This is a genomic window from Sphingomonas canaveralia (assembly GCF_047238125.1).
Taxonomy (GTDB): domain Bacteria; phylum Pseudomonadota; class Alphaproteobacteria; order Sphingomonadales; family Sphingomonadaceae; genus JBDFMH01.
This window is the reverse complement of record NZ_JBDFMH010000001.1, coordinates 76,608-91,282: the sequence shown is the minus strand read 5'-3', so window position 1 is coordinate 91,282 and position 14,675 is coordinate 76,608. Positions and strand designations below refer to the sequence as shown.

The 14,675-nt window shown below is 68.2% G+C and carries 14 protein-coding genes; 1 reads left to right on the top strand and 13 read right to left on the bottom strand.

Features of this window, described 5'->3' with window-relative positions; all coding sequences use genetic code 11:
- Nucleotides 1-40: 40 nt before the first annotated feature.
- The 12 genes from ABC347_RS00430 to ABC347_RS00375 form a co-directional block, all read right to left on the bottom strand.
- Nucleotides 41-805: a hypothetical protein gene (locus ABC347_RS00430; protein WP_413243823.1), complete on the bottom strand. Its 765-nt coding sequence runs from the start codon at nucleotides 803-805 to the stop codon at nucleotides 41-43.
- Nucleotides 754-1,875 carry an acyltransferase family protein gene (locus tag ABC347_RS00425; RefSeq protein WP_413243822.1) on the bottom strand — a complete coding sequence of 374 codons (1,122 nt, stop codon included), beginning with the start codon at nucleotides 1,873-1,875 and terminating at the stop codon, nucleotides 754-756. The genes ABC347_RS00430 and ABC347_RS00425 overlap by 52 nt, the downstream gene beginning before the upstream one ends.
- Complete coding sequence (locus ABC347_RS00420; RefSeq protein ID WP_413243821.1) at nucleotides 1,872-2,783, bottom strand: DUF6492 family protein; 912 nt, start codon at nucleotides 2,781-2,783, stop codon at nucleotides 1,872-1,874. The genes ABC347_RS00425 and ABC347_RS00420 overlap by 4 nt, the downstream gene beginning before the upstream one ends.
- Entirely contained in the window at nucleotides 2,780-3,781 is a 1,002-nt protein-coding gene (locus tag ABC347_RS00415; protein ID WP_413243820.1) for a glycosyltransferase family 2 protein, read from the bottom strand. The genes ABC347_RS00420 and ABC347_RS00415 overlap by 4 nt, the downstream gene beginning before the upstream one ends.
- A gap of 22 nt (nucleotides 3,782-3,803) precedes the next feature.
- Nucleotides 3,804-4,691 carry a polysaccharide biosynthesis tyrosine autokinase gene (locus ABC347_RS00410; protein WP_413243819.1) on the bottom strand — a complete coding sequence of 296 codons (888 nt, stop codon included), beginning with the start codon at nucleotides 4,689-4,691 and terminating at the stop codon, nucleotides 3,804-3,806.
- The gene (locus ABC347_RS00405) at nucleotides 4,691-6,097 is read right to left on the bottom strand and encodes a Wzz/FepE/Etk N-terminal domain-containing protein (RefSeq protein ID WP_413243818.1); all 1,407 of its coding nucleotides are present in this window, start codon (nucleotides 6,095-6,097) and stop codon (nucleotides 4,691-4,693) included. Before ABC347_RS00405 ends, ABC347_RS00410 begins: the two co-directional genes overlap by 1 nt.
- Before the next feature lie 37 nt (nucleotides 6,098-6,134).
- Nucleotides 6,135-6,992, bottom strand: coding sequence for a polysaccharide biosynthesis/export family protein (locus tag ABC347_RS00400; RefSeq protein ID WP_413243817.1), 858 nt, complete (start codon nucleotides 6,990-6,992; stop codon nucleotides 6,135-6,137).
- A 55-nt stretch (nucleotides 6,993-7,047) separates the two neighbouring features.
- Complete coding sequence (locus tag ABC347_RS00395; protein ID WP_413243816.1) at nucleotides 7,048-8,259, bottom strand: hypothetical protein; 1,212 nt, start codon at nucleotides 8,257-8,259, stop codon at nucleotides 7,048-7,050.
- A gap of 65 nt (nucleotides 8,260-8,324) precedes the next feature.
- Nucleotides 8,325-9,578: a glycosyltransferase gene (locus tag ABC347_RS00390; RefSeq protein WP_413243815.1), complete on the bottom strand. Its 1,254-nt coding sequence runs from the start codon at nucleotides 9,576-9,578 to the stop codon at nucleotides 8,325-8,327.
- Entirely contained in the window at nucleotides 9,509-10,561 is a 1,053-nt protein-coding gene (locus ABC347_RS00385) for an acyltransferase family protein (RefSeq protein ID WP_413243814.1), read from the bottom strand. Before ABC347_RS00385 ends, ABC347_RS00390 begins: the two co-directional genes overlap by 70 nt.
- A 167-nt stretch (nucleotides 10,562-10,728) precedes the next feature.
- Nucleotides 10,729-12,576 carry a hypothetical protein gene (locus ABC347_RS00380; protein ID WP_413243813.1) on the bottom strand — a complete coding sequence of 616 codons (1,848 nt, stop codon included), beginning with the start codon at nucleotides 12,574-12,576 and terminating at the stop codon, nucleotides 10,729-10,731.
- 1 nt (nucleotide 12,577) lies between these two features.
- A complete protein-coding gene (locus tag ABC347_RS00375) occupies nucleotides 12,578-13,042 on the bottom strand; it encodes a hypothetical protein (protein WP_413243812.1) in 465 nt (154 codons plus the stop codon).
- A 244-nt stretch (nucleotides 13,043-13,286) separates the two neighbouring features.
- Between ABC347_RS00375 and ABC347_RS00370 the strand changes: the two genes are divergently transcribed.
- On the top strand, nucleotides 13,287-13,748 hold the full coding sequence (locus ABC347_RS00370) for a PilZ domain-containing protein (protein ID WP_413243811.1): 462 nt from the start codon (nucleotides 13,287-13,289) through the stop codon (nucleotides 13,746-13,748).
- 43 nt (nucleotides 13,749-13,791) lie between these two features.
- On the opposite strand, the gene ABC347_RS00365 is transcribed toward ABC347_RS00370, so the two are convergent.
- Nucleotides 13,792-14,664: a SurA N-terminal domain-containing protein gene (locus ABC347_RS00365; RefSeq protein WP_413243810.1), complete on the bottom strand. Its 873-nt coding sequence runs from the start codon at nucleotides 14,662-14,664 to the stop codon at nucleotides 13,792-13,794.
- Nucleotides 14,665-14,675 lie beyond the last annotated feature (11 nt).

Sequence of the window (14,675 nt, the reverse complement as noted above, 5' to 3'; positions counted from 1 at the left end):
GGCGTCACGTGCCGGCGGGGCCGTGGCGCCTGGCATTTCCTCAAGGGAGAACGCGGACCCTGCCACCGGGAATGCGCGTGTAGGCGCCACCATCTCCATCTGCAGTGAATTCGACCGTTACTTCGACAATCTTGCCGCACATGGCTACCGGCCAGACCTCAGCCCAGCTGCCTTGATAATGAATGCCGAAGACCTTGGCCCCGAGTCCGGTTTGCTCGGACTCGATCCGCAGGATGCCGAGGACCGGCTTGTTATCCTGGCACTTCTTACCTGAACGCTCGAGCGCTGCATCCGCGGCCAATATGGCATTGGGAAGCGTATCGCCGATCAGCGATTCCCAGGCGTGTGAATTGCCGCGATTCACGCGCACCGTGGTGAGAGTGTCGTCAAGCTGGCGGGTGATCATATAGCGCACCGGCACCGGATCGCAGCCGGGGATCCGGGCCGTCACGAACCAAGCATTCTTTACCGCAGCCCGAACGAGCGCGTTGAAGGCGAAGCGGTCGGCGGTCGCCGGCTCGACGTTGTCGATCGAGATTTCGGACGCTGCACAAGTACCGTTTTCCCCGTAGATCTGCTGTGCCCGCGCCTTCACCACGTCCCTGATTGCGTTGGCGGGAGGTGCAGGAGCCGCGGCGTTCCAACCCTGCAGCCGTTCTAGAATAATCGGGTGCTGGGCGACGGCCGCCAGCGGAGTCGCAGCAAGCGACAACACCGCAAATGCGACAGCCCGCCTGCTGCGGTTCCGACGCTTCATGAGCGAGCCGTCACGCCGACGGTTCGGGCGGACGACCGCGATGGCCACCGCCGTTCATAGGCACGGGTCAACCATCGATAGGTCGGTCGTTCCACGATAACGAACCAGGCCGCCGCCGCCAGCAAGCACGCGGCGCCCGCGATAATGATGTAGGTCCATGCATCGTCCATCCCGATCGCGGCTGCCGCCATCGCCGCGGCACTCAGCACGAACGGGTGCGACAGGTAGAGCGCATAGGACGTGTCGCCGCCGAACACGAACAGCCGGCGCACCGGGCCGGGCCTTCCCTCGTCGCGGATCAGCGCGCCGCCCGCCACCAGCAGCAGCGCCGGCCCGCCAGCCCACAGGAAGCGCCACGTCCAGTCGCCGCCCGCCCAACCGAACAGCGGCATCGCAATCAGGCTCCCCAGACCCGCGGCGATCACGATCCAAGCCCCCGCCACGCCCAGCCGAACCCCGCGTTCGTGCAGCATCGCGATGCCGATCCCGAACAGGAACTCAATCATCATCGTATTGCGCCAGGCACCCAGCGGCCAGTCGTCGCGCCACCAGTCGAACATCTGCCCCGCTGCCAGCACCAGCAGCAGCGCCGCGATCAGCGGCAGACCGATCCGCCGCGCAAACAGCAGGCCCAGCGCGAAGATCGCGTAGAACAGCATCTCGTAGTTCAGCGTCCAACCCAGCACGAGCACCGGGAAATAGTCCCCCGCCGGGTTTGGCCACGGCAGGAATGCGAAGGACGCCAGGATATGCCCTAGGCTGCTGCTGTTCATTGCCATCTGCGCGGGCAGCAGCGCCATTACCGCCAGCGCGACTAGCGTGAACGCCCAGTAGGGCGGCACCAGCCGGATCAGCCGCCGCACCACGAACTTGCGCGCCGCGCCCGGCGCGCCGAACTCGTGACCGGCGATGTGATACATGATGAAGCCGCTGATCACGAAGAAGATGTCGACGCCGCCCGCCCACCAGACCAGATCGACCGCTTGGAACCCGTCCGCCATCGCCGGGCGCTGCGTCACTTCGTGCTGCAGATGGCCGAACAGCACCATCGCCGCCGCCACGAACCGCAGGATCTGGATGTTCCAGACGGTGCCGCCGGCCGCGCGGCCGATCGTCACGCCGCTGCCCCCTGACGGCGCGATGCTTCCGCGATCAGCGCGGCGCGCGCGGCTGGATCGGTGGTGATCGCGGACTGGATGTGGATCGCCACATGCTCGGGCCGCAACCCGCCTAGGAAGGCGTCCTTCGCCTCCGCGGTATCGCGCCACAGCGAATGGACGCCGCCGAACGGCTCGATCGCATGGCCGGTTTCCCCCGCGCCGCCGTGCGCGACGAAATAGCCGTAGAGCATATATTCCGACACGGCCTTGGCGCGCACCACCGCGCTTGCCCAATCGGTCCCGGTCACCGCCTCGATCCGTGCCAGCATCGCCTGCAGCACCGGGCGCCGCCAGGTCACGACATTGCCGATATAGCCCTCCTCAGGCACCGCCGCGCCGTCCAGCCCCAGCAACGCGATCGCGCTGCGGCGCCAGTCATGGTGCGCCGCACTCGCCAGCCCGCCGGGGTTGCGGTGCAGCCGCACCTTGCCGCCCACCCGATAGAGGGCGTCGTCCACCGTGCGGATGAAGTGCAGGTCGCTGTCGATGAACACCAGCAGCTTGTCATCAGTGAGTGAGGCCGAGGCTAGCTTGATGATCTGCTGCACCAGCCAGCCGCCCACCCGGCCCTGCCCGCGCTTGATCCATTGTTCGCGCAAGCGCTTGTCGATCAAACCGGGAATATGGATTCGCGAAGGCAGCGGCAGTTTGAACAGGCCGAGCGGCCCGAGCACATCCTCCGCGATCAACACCTCGCGGCGCGGCCCGGCCAGATCGGCGAACAGCCGCCGGTCGCTGCGCGGCACGATCACCAGATGGCGATAGTCCATCGCGAAATGCCGGTCGATGCTGGCGCACAGGTCGCGGGTCAGCTGCAGGTCCGGCCGATAGGTCGGCGTCACGATCGTGCTGCGTGCGCCCGTCATGCCAGTGCCTCGCGCCGCCAAGGTCGCTCGCGGATCGCCAGCATGCCGCCGGCGAAGCCCAGAGCCCAGGCGACATGCATCACCAGCGCGGCCGGCCCCGCCAGCAGCCCGCACGCCGATCGCCGCCGCAGCGCCACCTGCACCGAGATAAACCCCAACGCCCCCAGATAAGCGGCCGGCAGCAGCAGCGCCCATCCCCACACCAGGCCCAGCAGCGACGCCAGCGCGTTCGCCGCCACGAACCCCGGCACAGCCAGCTGGCGCGCACGCATCGATCCGGGATGGCGGCGCACGGTGCGCGATCGCCCCCGGCCATAGTTGCGATATTGCCGCCAGAGCGCGCCGAGCGTGGGCCGCACGAAGTAGGTGATGCGGATATCGGCATCCAGCCAGATCCGCCCGCCGCTGCGGTTCAGCCGGCAATCCAGCTCGGCATCCTCGTTATGGCTGTAGCTTTCGTCATAGCCGCCCGCCGCAAGAAAGCGCGCCAGCCGCCAGCCGGCATGGTGGCCATGGTCGACATAACCGCTCGCGCGCCCGCCGCGATGCGCGGATCCACCCGATCCCGCCGGCGTGTCGGATACCCAGGCGATCGCGCGGCCCGTGCACGTGGTGCCTTCCGAATCCATCGGCACCACCACCGAATCGGCCCCGCTCCGCTCCAGCGCGTCTGCCACTGCGCGCACGAAGCCGGGTGGGTACAGCGCATGCGCATCGCACCGCACCAGCAGTTCTGCCCAGCCTGCACATTGCCGCGCCACCAGGTTCACCGCCGCCGATTGCAGCCGCGCCGGATTGTCGATCAGCGCCACGCGGTGGTCGGTCGCGGCGATGCCGGCCACGATCTCGCGCGTGGCATCGCTGCTCCCGCCATCCGCCACGATCAGCCGCACCGGTCGGTCGTCGGGCAGATCCTCGCGCAGCCGATCGATCACCGCCGCGATGCCCGCGGCTTCGTTCAAAGTCGGAATGACGACCGCGATTCCCGGTCCGTTCACTGCGCTTGCGTGCGACACATCGTCAGGCGACGCTGGTCATCGCCGAACCGACCAGCCGGATGCCGAAATCGCGGCAGCTGGCGACCACCTTCTTTGCGGCGCGGGTCCGTGTCCGCTCGCGATGCGTCACGATCAGCGCGCCGACCGCCTGCGCGCCGATGATCTGGTAATCGCTGCCGCTTTCGGCGGCCGGCGTATCGAAGATCACCATCTCATATTGCCGGCGCGCCTGATCGACGAGCCGTGGCAGCATCTGGCGAAGCAGCAGTTCCTGTGGATTGGGCGGGATACCGCCAACCGGCATCACCGCCAGGCTGGGGATGCCCGGCACTTCCTGAAAAGCGTTCCCATCCACCCGGCCGGACAGATAGGTCGAAAGCCCGACCCGATCATCCAGGTTAAACAGCTTGTGCAGCGACGGGTGGCGCATGTCGGCATCCACCAGCAGCGTGCGGAACCCCACCTGCGCGAAGCAGACCGCAAGGTTCGCCGCCATCACCGATCGGCCGTCGCCCCGCTGCGGGCTCACCACAGCCAGCGTCTGCGCGCCTTGCGGATGCTTGAACCAGCGCAGCGCCAGCGCATTGCGGATCGATCGATAATCCTCGGCCGCAGGCGATGTCGGGTTGGTGAAGGCGATCGGCTCGCCGTTCACGCCCAGTTCCGGCACACCCATGTCGAACTGGGTCGCCAGCGCCCGCTCGAGCGTCTCGTCGTCGATGATGCCCAGCGCGATTGCCGCCTCGCCGAACCGCACGCCATAGGTTTCGGCGTGACGCGCGATCTCGGTCGCCTGGCGATCGTCGATCAGCTTGGCCCGGCGCAGCACTTCGCCGATCCGCCCGGTATGCGGCGGGGAATAGGCCTGGCCGCGCGCCAGGGCCTGATCATCGGGGTGGGTGTCGGCCATCAGGCGGTGCCTTCGCTCGGGTGGGGCAGATAACGTCGCACCGATTGGCCGATCAGCCGCTGGGGCGGGGCGGCCAGGCTGCGCACGCCACCCAGGTTGGGGATGCCCAGCCAGGCCGAAGCATCCTCGGGCACCCGCATCCGCTGGTCCATGAACTCGCGGGCGAAGGCGGCGATCAGCGCCAGGAAGATCGACAGCGCGGTGCCGGACATCAGCTTCAGAATCCACGGCAACCCGTCCGGGCTGGTCGGCACGGTGGCCGGCGACAGCACCGAGATGTTGGTCTGGCTGGCGGCACCCAGCAGTTGCGATTGCGTCTGCCGGGCGGTGATATCCTCATATGCCTTGCGCAGGTTCAGCACGTCCTGCTCCATCGCGGCGATCTCGCCACGCGCGCGCTGCGCGGCAATCACGCGGCCGCGCTGCGCGTCGACCGCGGCCTGCAGGCTGCCCACGCTGGCCGAGCTCTGCTGCGCGGCGGTCTGCGCGGATTGCGAAACCAGCCCGCGCTGCTTGGCCAGCTCGGCGCGCAGCGTGGATAGCTGCTCGCTCACCTGGCGATAATCAACATTGTTGGGCCCCGCGAAGGTCGCCAGCTGGCGGCGCTGCGCCTCGAGCCGGGCGATGTCCGATGTCAGGCCGGCCACCACTGGATTGATCATCGCATCGGGCAATGCCCCGCCCGATGTGCGCGAGGACTGCTGCGCCTGGGCCGCCTGTGCCATCGCCAGCTGCTGCGAAAGCGCGCCCAGCCGGGCGTCGTCCGCGTCGATCGATTCGCCGCTCGCGGTCACGCCCAGTTCGGCGCGGCGCTTGCTCAGCGCTTCCTGCGCCGAAGACAGCTGCCGCCGCAGATCAGCGGTCGCCCTCTCGTACCACGATGCCGCTTGCCGCGCCGGATCGGCCTGCAGGTCGAGGCTCACGTCGCGATAGGCTTCGGCAAAGGCGTTGGCGATCGCGGCGGCATTCTGCGCGCTCGGCGATTTGTAATCGATCGCGATCACGCGCGACTGGTTCGACGGCAGCACCGTCAGCCCCTGCGTCAATCGGTTCGCAAAGAAGGAAGATGGCGTGCCCGGCGAGCCCGCATTGCGATAATCCGCCAGCGACTGCGGATCTTCCAGCATCCCCAGCTTGCGCACCGCGGCCGCGGCCACGCGATCGGATCGGATCACTTCGACCTGCGTGCTCAGATAATCGGGCTGCAGCTGCGATGCGATGCCGGCCTCGGTCACTGCGCCCACCGTTTCCGGCGCGCGCACGTTCACGATCACCTGCGCGGTCGCGCGATAGCTGTCGCTGCCCAGCAGGATCCAGGCAACGGTCATGGCGATCCCGATCACGATCACCAGCGCGACCAGCTTGAACCGCGCCTTCAGGATCATGAAGATCTGCATCATGTTCATCGGCGCGTTCCCCCGTGCCCGTGCTCGCCCGCCATCTTTAGAACAGCCGCTGCTTCACGACGATCAGGTCGTCCGGCAACACGGCCGTATCCTGCTTCGCCTTGATGATCGTGGTGGTGCCATCGGCATTCTTGCGCTGGATCTCGATCCGGTTGCGCGATCCGCGCGGCGTCACGCCGCCGCCCAGCGCCACCGCCTGGCCCACCGTCATGTTCGCCTCGACCGGAAACGCGCCCGGCCGGCCGACCTCGCCCGATACATAGACAGTCGGCGCGGCCTGCACGACCAGCGTCTCGCCCGGCCGGGCGGCGCGGTCCTTGGCGCCGGAAACCAGTTCGGCGATGCGGAACTGTTCGCGCGCGCTGGCATCCGGGCCCATCATCACGGTCACGATGCCGCTGCCGGTGCCGAAGGTGGCGCCTGCCAGCGACAGCACTTCGGTCAGCGTCATGTTCGGGCGGTCGAGCGGAACCTGTCCCGGCCGCGCCACCGATCCCATCACGCTCACCGTCTTGGACCGCACTTCGCTGACCAGCACGTTCACGGATGGCGATACCAGGATGCCGCCGTCCTTCAGCAGCTTGCCGATCTGGTCGGCGATCTGGCTGGCGGTCATGTCGGCCACCTTCACCTGCCCGATCGACGGGAACAGGATCGTGCCGTCGCCGCTCACGCGCACCTGGGTCTGCAGGTCGGGGGAGCGATAGACGTTGATCGCCAGCAGGTCGCCCGGCCCCACCAGATAGTTGGCGGCGGCCCCGCCGCCCATCGCCAGGCCCATTGGCGAAGGCGCGCCGGTGGCGAACTGCTGCTGCGCGCCTGCGGCGCCTGCCATCATCAGGGCGGCCAGCGCCGGCAGCGTGGCCAGCCGGCCGATCGAAACCATGGTACGCATCAAAACGACTCCCTCGGCTCGCGCCGCGTCGCGCCCCCCACGGGCGCGCCGATATTTACCGCCGACCACTTCCGAAAGTGTAACTGGCGGTAAGCTGAACGGACTTGGCCGAATAATCCTCGTTCACGAAATTGGTGCGCCGCCGCTCATAGGCACCGGTCACGCCCAGGTCGATGTGGTCGAATACGCGGTAGCCGAGCCCCGCGGTCAGCCGCAGCGTCTTGTCGCGACGATCGATCAGCGTCGGCGCAAAGGTCGGGTCGAAATTGTAGCGCCGCCGATAATAGCTCGCGCTCGTCTCCGCGCGCACGCGATCGGCGATGATCGCGCGGCCGCTGACGTCGATGAAATCGGTGCGGATCGAATCGACGAACAGGAAGCTCTGCGCATCCAGCCGGCGGCCGACCGTCAGGCTGGCGTTCAGCGATTCGCGCGGCCGATAATCGATCGTCACCGATCCGGCCGGGCCCTTGTAATCGCGGCCCAGAATCGACCGGTCCTTGCGATCGATATAGGACAGGTCGGCCGAAATGCTGGTGATCACGCTCGGCGCATAGCGCAGCCGCAGGTTGATGCCGGTATCGACTAGGTTGATCTTGGAATTGACCAGCGTGCCGCCCACCAGCACCGGGCGATCCTCCAGGCCATCGGTGTATCGCCGCGAGACGGTCAGCGCGATGCTGTTGCCCAGCGGGCTGAAATAACCGACGCCGACCCCGCCGCCATATTGCCGGAAGTCGTTGACCTTGTTCTGCCGCGAGCTGTTCTGGCTCTCGATATAGTCGGGCTGCAAGACCAGCCGGATCTCGGGCGTGATCGGGAAGGTCGTCTCGTTGCTGATCCGGTGCAGCGTTTGGATGTTGCGCTGCTGGCTGCGCACGTCTGCGAACGAGCTCAGTCGCCGGTCGGTGCGCGCATTCAGATTGAAGCCGATCGTCGCGCCCGGCGCGCGGGCGACGTTCGCCTCGACCCGGTAGAAGAAATTGTCGAGGTTCGAGTTGCGGTCATACCATTCCTGGCCGACCGTGCCGGACAGGGTGACGTCGAAGTCGCCGGGATGAAAATCCACATCGCCATCGGCAGTCACGCTGAATGCATTGTCGGATCGCGGAAGACCGAGCGCGCGGCTCACAGGTCGCGAAAGCCGGAACAGATTGTCCTCGTGCCGAAATCCGACACCGACCGAGGCGACATATTCCGCGTGCGCGGTCCCCGTACCGAGCAGAACGAGCATTCCCCCGAATGCCAGCTTATATTGCTTGATCACTTGCCCACCTCGACCAACACGCGCGTTCGCCGATGTCTTGCACCGATCGGCCGGCGGGGCAAATCCTACCCGCTATGTTGCGGTGCCGCAACGCCCGAAACGGACCCGATCGTGCGGTCTCGGCACAGACTGTGGTAAATAGCGCGCGTTTTCAGCCCGATATCCGTCCATGACGGGGCCCAGTCGCGCCCGCCGGTAGGTGGCGCCCGGCCGATGCTGCCCGCCAGTGCCGCCGCCAGCGCGTCGATGTCGCCCGGTGCCACCAGCATGCCGTGCAGACCGTCGGCTCTTAGCACGTCGGCGAACGCGCCCAGCCGGCTCGCCACGATCCACTTGTTCAGCCCCGCCACGAGGAACAGCACCCCGCTCGCCTCGATCGCACGATAGGGGAACACGAAGGCATCGGCCCCATGCAGCAGGTCAGCCATCGCCTGATCGTCCAGCCGCCCCGCGCGCAGTTCGAACAGCGGCGGCGCCAGCCCCAACGCATCTGCGCGCGCGCGCAGCGGTGCCAGATCGATGAAGGGCTCGCCCGCCACGATCACCTGCAACTGCGCCTGTGTCTCGGGGGCCAGCCGCGCGATTGCCTCGATCAGCAGGTCGACACCCTTGTAGCTCTGGATCCGGCCGAACTGCACGATCCGCCAGCGCCCCTCCACCTGCGGCTCGATCGCTTCCGGCGCGCATGCCAGCGGCAGCGGCCCGTGCGGCACGAGATGGATCCGCGCCGCCGCCACCCCCTGGGCAATCAGCGCGACGCGCGCGCCATCGGTATGCACGATCAGCGCGTCGGCCGCGTCCAGCAGCCCGGCAAAGCCCTTCACCTGCGCCGCGCTCACCCGCGCGCCGTTAAGCGGGGTCGTGTCGTGCACCGTCAGCACAACCGGGCGCGCGCGCCCGATCCGCCGCATCGCCGCCGCATCCAGCAGCGGCACCAGCCCCCACTGGAAATGGACGACGTCATGATCGCGCGCCGCACGCTCGATCCGCCGCAAGTCGATCGCATGCTCGATCCCCTTGGCGATCTGCCAGCCGCGGCCCTGCCGCCGCCGCGGCCCGTCGGTCAGCCGGTAACAGGTCAGCACCCGCCGCCGCCCGTCGATCTCGGGCCGCTCGTCCGGCCGCGGGCCGCGCGCCGCCCAGCCGGTCGCCACCCCCGCCGCTTCCAGTCCTTCGCTCAGCGCGGCGTCATAGGGGGCGGTGAACAGCGACGGATCGATCAGCAGCGCCCGCATCGGCGCGGCGTCCGTCACGAAGCCGCCGATCGCGGCGTGCCAGCCAACCGCCCCAGCCAGCGTCTCACCGGCCGATCGTACCACAGGTCGGCCAGGATCGCGGTCACGATCAGACCGCAGACCAGCACGATGCCGCCCCACGGCGCCACCGATTCGTGCGGGATGCCCGCCAGCTTCATCGCGGTGTCGGCGATCGGCAGCAGCGGGCTGTGCAGAGCATAGATCGCGAACGAGATCAGCCCCAGCCACGCGAATGGCCCCGGCTTCACCGGCTCGATCCGCGCGCCCAGCTCGATCACGATCGGGAACAGCAGCAGCACGCACAGCAGATCGAACCAGGGGCCGATCCCGCGCGGCACCGCGAACAGCGGGATCAGCGCGATCGGCAGCGCCCACGCCCACCCCGTCACGATCGGCGCGCCCCGCCGCACATGATAGAGCGCGACCCCCACGAAGAACGAGAACAACGTGCGCGGCACCCCGTTCGCCATCGTATCCAGGCTCGCGCCGACATCGACATGGCCGGTCGTCATCGTCCACCAGATCAGCCAGACGCCGGAAAACAGGATGAGCCCCGCCAGAAACGGCAGCCGCAGCCAGCGCCACACCAGCGCCATGAGCAGGTTCACCCCCAACTCGAACATCAGCGACCAGCCCGCGAAGTTGAACGGCGTCAGCCAGTGATGCGTGCCGATCTGGATCGGGCTCGGCAGCATCAGCAGCGATGCCGCCACCGCCGTCGCGGTCTGCGCGGGCGTCAGCCCTTCCTCGATCCCGCCTTTCGTCGCGACCACGAAGAACGCGATGCCGATCGCCGTGCCCAGCAGATAGAGCGGATACAGCCGCACCAGCCGCATCGTCATGAAAGCGCCGGTGCCCATGCCGGCATCCAGCTTCGCGCCATAGGCATGCGCGATCACCAGGCCCGAAAGCGCGAAGAACAGGTCCACCGCCAGATAGGCGTGCGGCAGCTGCACCGTGCCGAAGAACGCCACGCTGTGCATGCAGACGACGGCGATCGCGGCGATGCCCCGCAATCCATCCAGCGTCCTGTAGTGGCGGGTCATTGGTCGGCGGCCCCCGGGAAACGAACGCACTCTCATGGCTCTGGCGGCCGGCATCCTCCCGCCCGCTCCTTGGCCGATGCGGCCGGCCGCGACAAGTCGCGCCACCGGCCGCCCGCACCGGTCCATCGCCTAGCCGCGCTTCCCTTGCTGTTTGGTGAAGCCGGCAATCAGGGAAATGCGCTGGCCTTGGCAGTCGCGATCACATGGTCGCGTACCAGCGCATGCGCCCGCATCGAGAAATGCTGCCCGTCCGGGGTCAGCGCTTCCTTCACCACTGCGCCCGCGGCATGCGCCTTCAGGATATTCTGCGCGAACCCGCCGACCGACTGGAAGCTGTGCGTAAACGGCCCCGTGCCGGTGATCGTGCGCGCCTGATAGGTGGTGGTCGCCACCGGATCATATCCGGTCGCATCGCCCGGCTCGAACACCAGATGCGTGCCGATCCCGGCATTGTGCGCCAGCTGCACCGCCGCACCGCTCGAATGCGCGACGGCAACCGTGCTGGCGAACAGCCCGTCCGCCTTCCAGCGATACGCGTCCGATGCTGCCCGCAACGGCGCATAATGGGCGATCAGGCTGGTCACGCGTCCGCCTGCGCCGCCGGCATAATAAGCCGCCAGCTGCTCGGCCGCGCCGCCCGCGCCATAACCCGAATCCGGGCTTTGGTTGGCCACGTCGGTCCACTTGCTGTTGGCCGCCTGCGTCGTCTTGATGCCGGGTTCCCACTGCACCCAGCGCGTGTGCGCGAAGTTGGCAGCACACCAGTCCGCCATCGCGTCGAATGCGGATTTGGTGGCGGCATAGCCGTTGGTGATGTCATTCTGCCCCAGCGCGCAGCTGATCGTGCGGAACGGCACGTTGCCCAGCGTATCCGCCACCGCCTTCGCCCAGCGCAGCATCCCGTCGCTGGGGTTGGCCACCGGGTTCGCGCCGACGGTCGACAGGCCGGATTGGCCGATCGACCAATAGGCGCGCCGCCCGCCGCCGCCGGTCGCGTCCAGCATCTGGTGGATATGCGCCATGTTGCCGCGCGCATCATAGCTCCAGATCGGCGCATCGCGGCTCACCCCGATGCTGTCGTGGATCGACAGCAGCACACGGCCGATGTCTGGGCAGCCCTTGGTGAAAAAGCCCGCCAGGCACAGCGATCCGCTGGCCGGCAGTGTGCCGCCGCCCGTGAACGGCGTACCGACATTGCCCGCCTGGCTGCTCGATGATTGGGTAAATCGATCGCCCAGCGGCCCGAACGGAAACAGCGTGCCGTGCATCGACGGCACTTTCTCGGTGCTACCCGCCACCGAATAGGCGATCTGGAACCACAGGTCCGCTCCGGCCGGAACGGTGAAGCCCGCCGGATCATGGATCAGGAAGCTCGCCAGCGCCCCGCCCGCCGGAATCGTCGCCCCCGGTGATCCGCCGAACGTCACCTGCTGGAACGTACCGCCACTCACCACGCCCGTCGCGGGGTTCACGGTCGCACCGACCAGATAGCCGGCTTTCTCGATCACGATCACGTTCGTGTTCGCCACCATCCGGCCGTTGCCGCCCAGATAGGCATTGTTCAGCAGCCCCACCGGCGCGCTGCCCGCCCACTCGGCCTGCCCCAGATAGTGCTGCACGAACTGATGCGTGTTCGCGCCCACCGCGACCAGCCCCGCCGGCTGCGCGATCCGGGTGGCGCTTGCCATCCACTCCGTCGATCCCGCCGGCGGCGCGGTGCCGGTCGCGGCGAAGCTCAGCGTCTCGGCCACTTCGCGGCTGCCGTCCGCGCTCGTCGCGCGGATCTTGGCGGCATAGCTCTGCCCCGCCACCGCCGCGCCTGATCCGCGCACGATCGCCGCGCCGCTCAGCGCCAGCTGCGCCGGCATCGATACCGCCGCATGGGCCGTGCCGGCGCCGAACGGCTGCGACAGCGTTGCGATCGGCACCCCCGTCGTCAGGTCGGCAGCGAAGCTGGCCGCACTCGCGGTCAGCGTCTGGCCGCCGCCGCTCGTCCCCGTCTCCCGGATCGGCATCTCACCACTCCTGCGCGGTGAAGGACTGGCCGGCGCTCGCGCCCAGCACGCTGATCGCGCCGCCCGGCGCGCCGCTGGCCGGCGACTCGTACAGCTGTCCCGGCGCGATCCGGATCGACGGCCGCCCCGCCACCGCGCTCGTGCCGGTCGCCAGCCACAGATCCGCGGCCGAGAGATTCTGGACGAAGAAGCCGCGTCGTGCCGGGTTCGCGGCGGCGATGGTCTGCGCCGCCCCGCCGTTCGCGATCGCGCCCGATCGGTCGATCGGGGCCACCGCCGGGGCGCTCACCGGCAGCGGGCTCGTCAAGTCGACCGGGGTCATCGTCGCCCCCGCCACGCCATACCCGATCGCCGCCTGCGGCACGAACCCGCCAGGCGCCGCCACACGCGCCTGTGCCAATACCGCTGCCGGCAGCCCTGCCCCAGCCAGCGCCAGCACCATGCCCAACCCGCATCCGATTCGCATCGCTTCGCCCTCCAGCCCGGCGCCTGATCGCGCCCCACTGACCGCATCATAGCGATTCGCAGGCCTGTAGGAAACCTTTTTGGTTATCTCTAGCGTAGTTTTCTAACCAATGTTACAGCTGGGGCCACGATGTCATGCTTTTCAAGGGGTCGCACCGTTCAGGCGCACGGCTCGATCCTGACGGCTTAGACTTTCATTAACCCTCGATCGCCTAGGGTCCGATCATCCCGAGAGGACCGACCCGATGACGCTCGCCGCCCGCATGTTTCCCGATGTCGACGCCGATCGCCGCGGCAAGGAACGCCGGCGGATCGATGCCGTCAGCACCGCCCGCGCGCAGGCCGCGGGTCCGTGCGACGTCGTGGTCAACGATCTGTCCTGTGACGGCTTCGCGATGGTATGCCCGCCCGGCACCGAGATCGAAGGCGATTTCACGATCGGTCTGCCCGGCGCCGGCCGCTTCCGGGCCAGCGTCGTCCGCCGCGATGGCGCGCGCTATGGCTGTCGGTTTGCGCAGCCGCTGTCGCCGCAGGCGATGGCCACGGCTTTCGCATCCGATCCGGTCGTCACGCTCGGCATCCCGCGCCCGGCCGGTGTCGCCGGCACTGCCGAGCCGCATGTCGAAAAATGGCATCCGGCGATGCGGCTGGCTTTCCTCATCGGCCTCACGACCACGGTCTGGACCAGCATCCTCCACCTGATCTGATCGGGATCGCGGCCGGCGCCCGGCCGGCCGCGATCCGCTCGAATCAGATGCCTGGGGCCGGCGCCTTGGCGGGCGTCGCCTTCTGCGCGGGCAGCGCAAAGCCCGGCTGATATTCGATCTTGGCGCCGGCCTTCAGGCTCTTGACCTGCGCCTCGATCGCCTTCTGCGCTTCACGCTGGCGCATCACCTGCGTCGCCAAGGTCGGCCGCTGCGCCTCCGGCACCGGCGCATCGCGCATCGCGATCACGCTGTTGGAGACCAGCAGGCCGTTTTCGACCACCACGAACGGCATGCCCGGCGCCAGCGACAGGATCTGCTGCGCCAGCGGCGCGGGGATCGTCGCCGTGTCCAGCGTGCCGCGGCCGCGCTGGAACTGGGCCTTGCGCGCCTGCAGCAGCGCGGCCACCTGATCGTTGCTCGTCAGCGGCTCCAGCTCCTTCGGCGGCACCGCATCGGCCTTGGCGCGGATCTGGTCCACCGCCAGGATCTTGCGATTGGCGAACATCTGCGGGTTCGCCGCGATATAGGCATCGACTGCGCTGCTCTGTGCCGGCTCGATCTTGCCGGCCCAGCGCTCGGCCAGCAGCGATGCCAGCAGCAATTCACGCTGGCGCTGCTCGGCGGCCAGATATTCGGGGGTCTTGTCGATCCCTTCCTTCTTGGCCTGCTCCACCATCAGCTTGCGGTTGACCAGCCGGTCGGCGATCTGCGGCTGCAACGCCTTGATGTCGGCGTCCTTGGGGGCCTTGGCCGCCTGCAGTTCGGCCTGCATGTCGCGGCGGGTGATGTCCTCGCCGTCCACCGATGCGATCACCTGGCCCGTCGGAGCCTTCTCGCCACACGCGGCCAGCGCCAGCGAAAGGCCGATCCCGCCCATCAGCGCCGCCTTGCGCGCCATCGTCATCCCACGCGTCACATCCGTCTCCC

Excerpts from the sequence above, each read along its gene's own strand:
- ABC347_RS00420 (WP_413243821.1), bottom strand. The coding sequence starts at position 2,783 with ATGACGGGCGCACGCAGCACGATCGTGACGCCGACCTATCGGCCGGAC.
- ABC347_RS00410 (WP_413243819.1), bottom strand. The coding sequence starts at position 4,691 with ATGGCCGACACCCACCCCGATGATCAGGCCCTGGCGCGCGGCCAGGCC.
- ABC347_RS00405 (WP_413243818.1), bottom strand. The coding sequence starts at position 6,097 with ATGAACATGATGCAGATCTTCATGATCCTGAAGGCGCGGTTCAAGCTG.
- ABC347_RS00400 (WP_413243817.1), bottom strand. The coding sequence starts at position 6,992 with ATGCGTACCATGGTTTCGATCGGCCGGCTGGCCACGCTGCCGGCGCTG.
- ABC347_RS00385 (WP_413243814.1), bottom strand. The coding sequence starts at position 10,561 with ATGACCCGCCACTACAGGACGCTGGATGGATTGCGGGGCATCGCCGCG.
- ABC347_RS00380 (WP_413243813.1), bottom strand. The coding sequence starts at position 12,576 with ATGCCGATCCGGGAGACGGGGACGAGCGGCGGCGGCCAGACGCTGACC.
- ABC347_RS00375 (WP_413243812.1), bottom strand. The coding sequence starts at position 13,042 with ATGCGAATCGGATGCGGGTTGGGCATGGTGCTGGCGCTGGCTGGGGCA.
- ABC347_RS00370 (WP_413243811.1), top strand. The coding sequence starts at position 13,287 with ATGACGCTCGCCGCCCGCATGTTTCCCGATGTCGACGCCGATCGCCGC.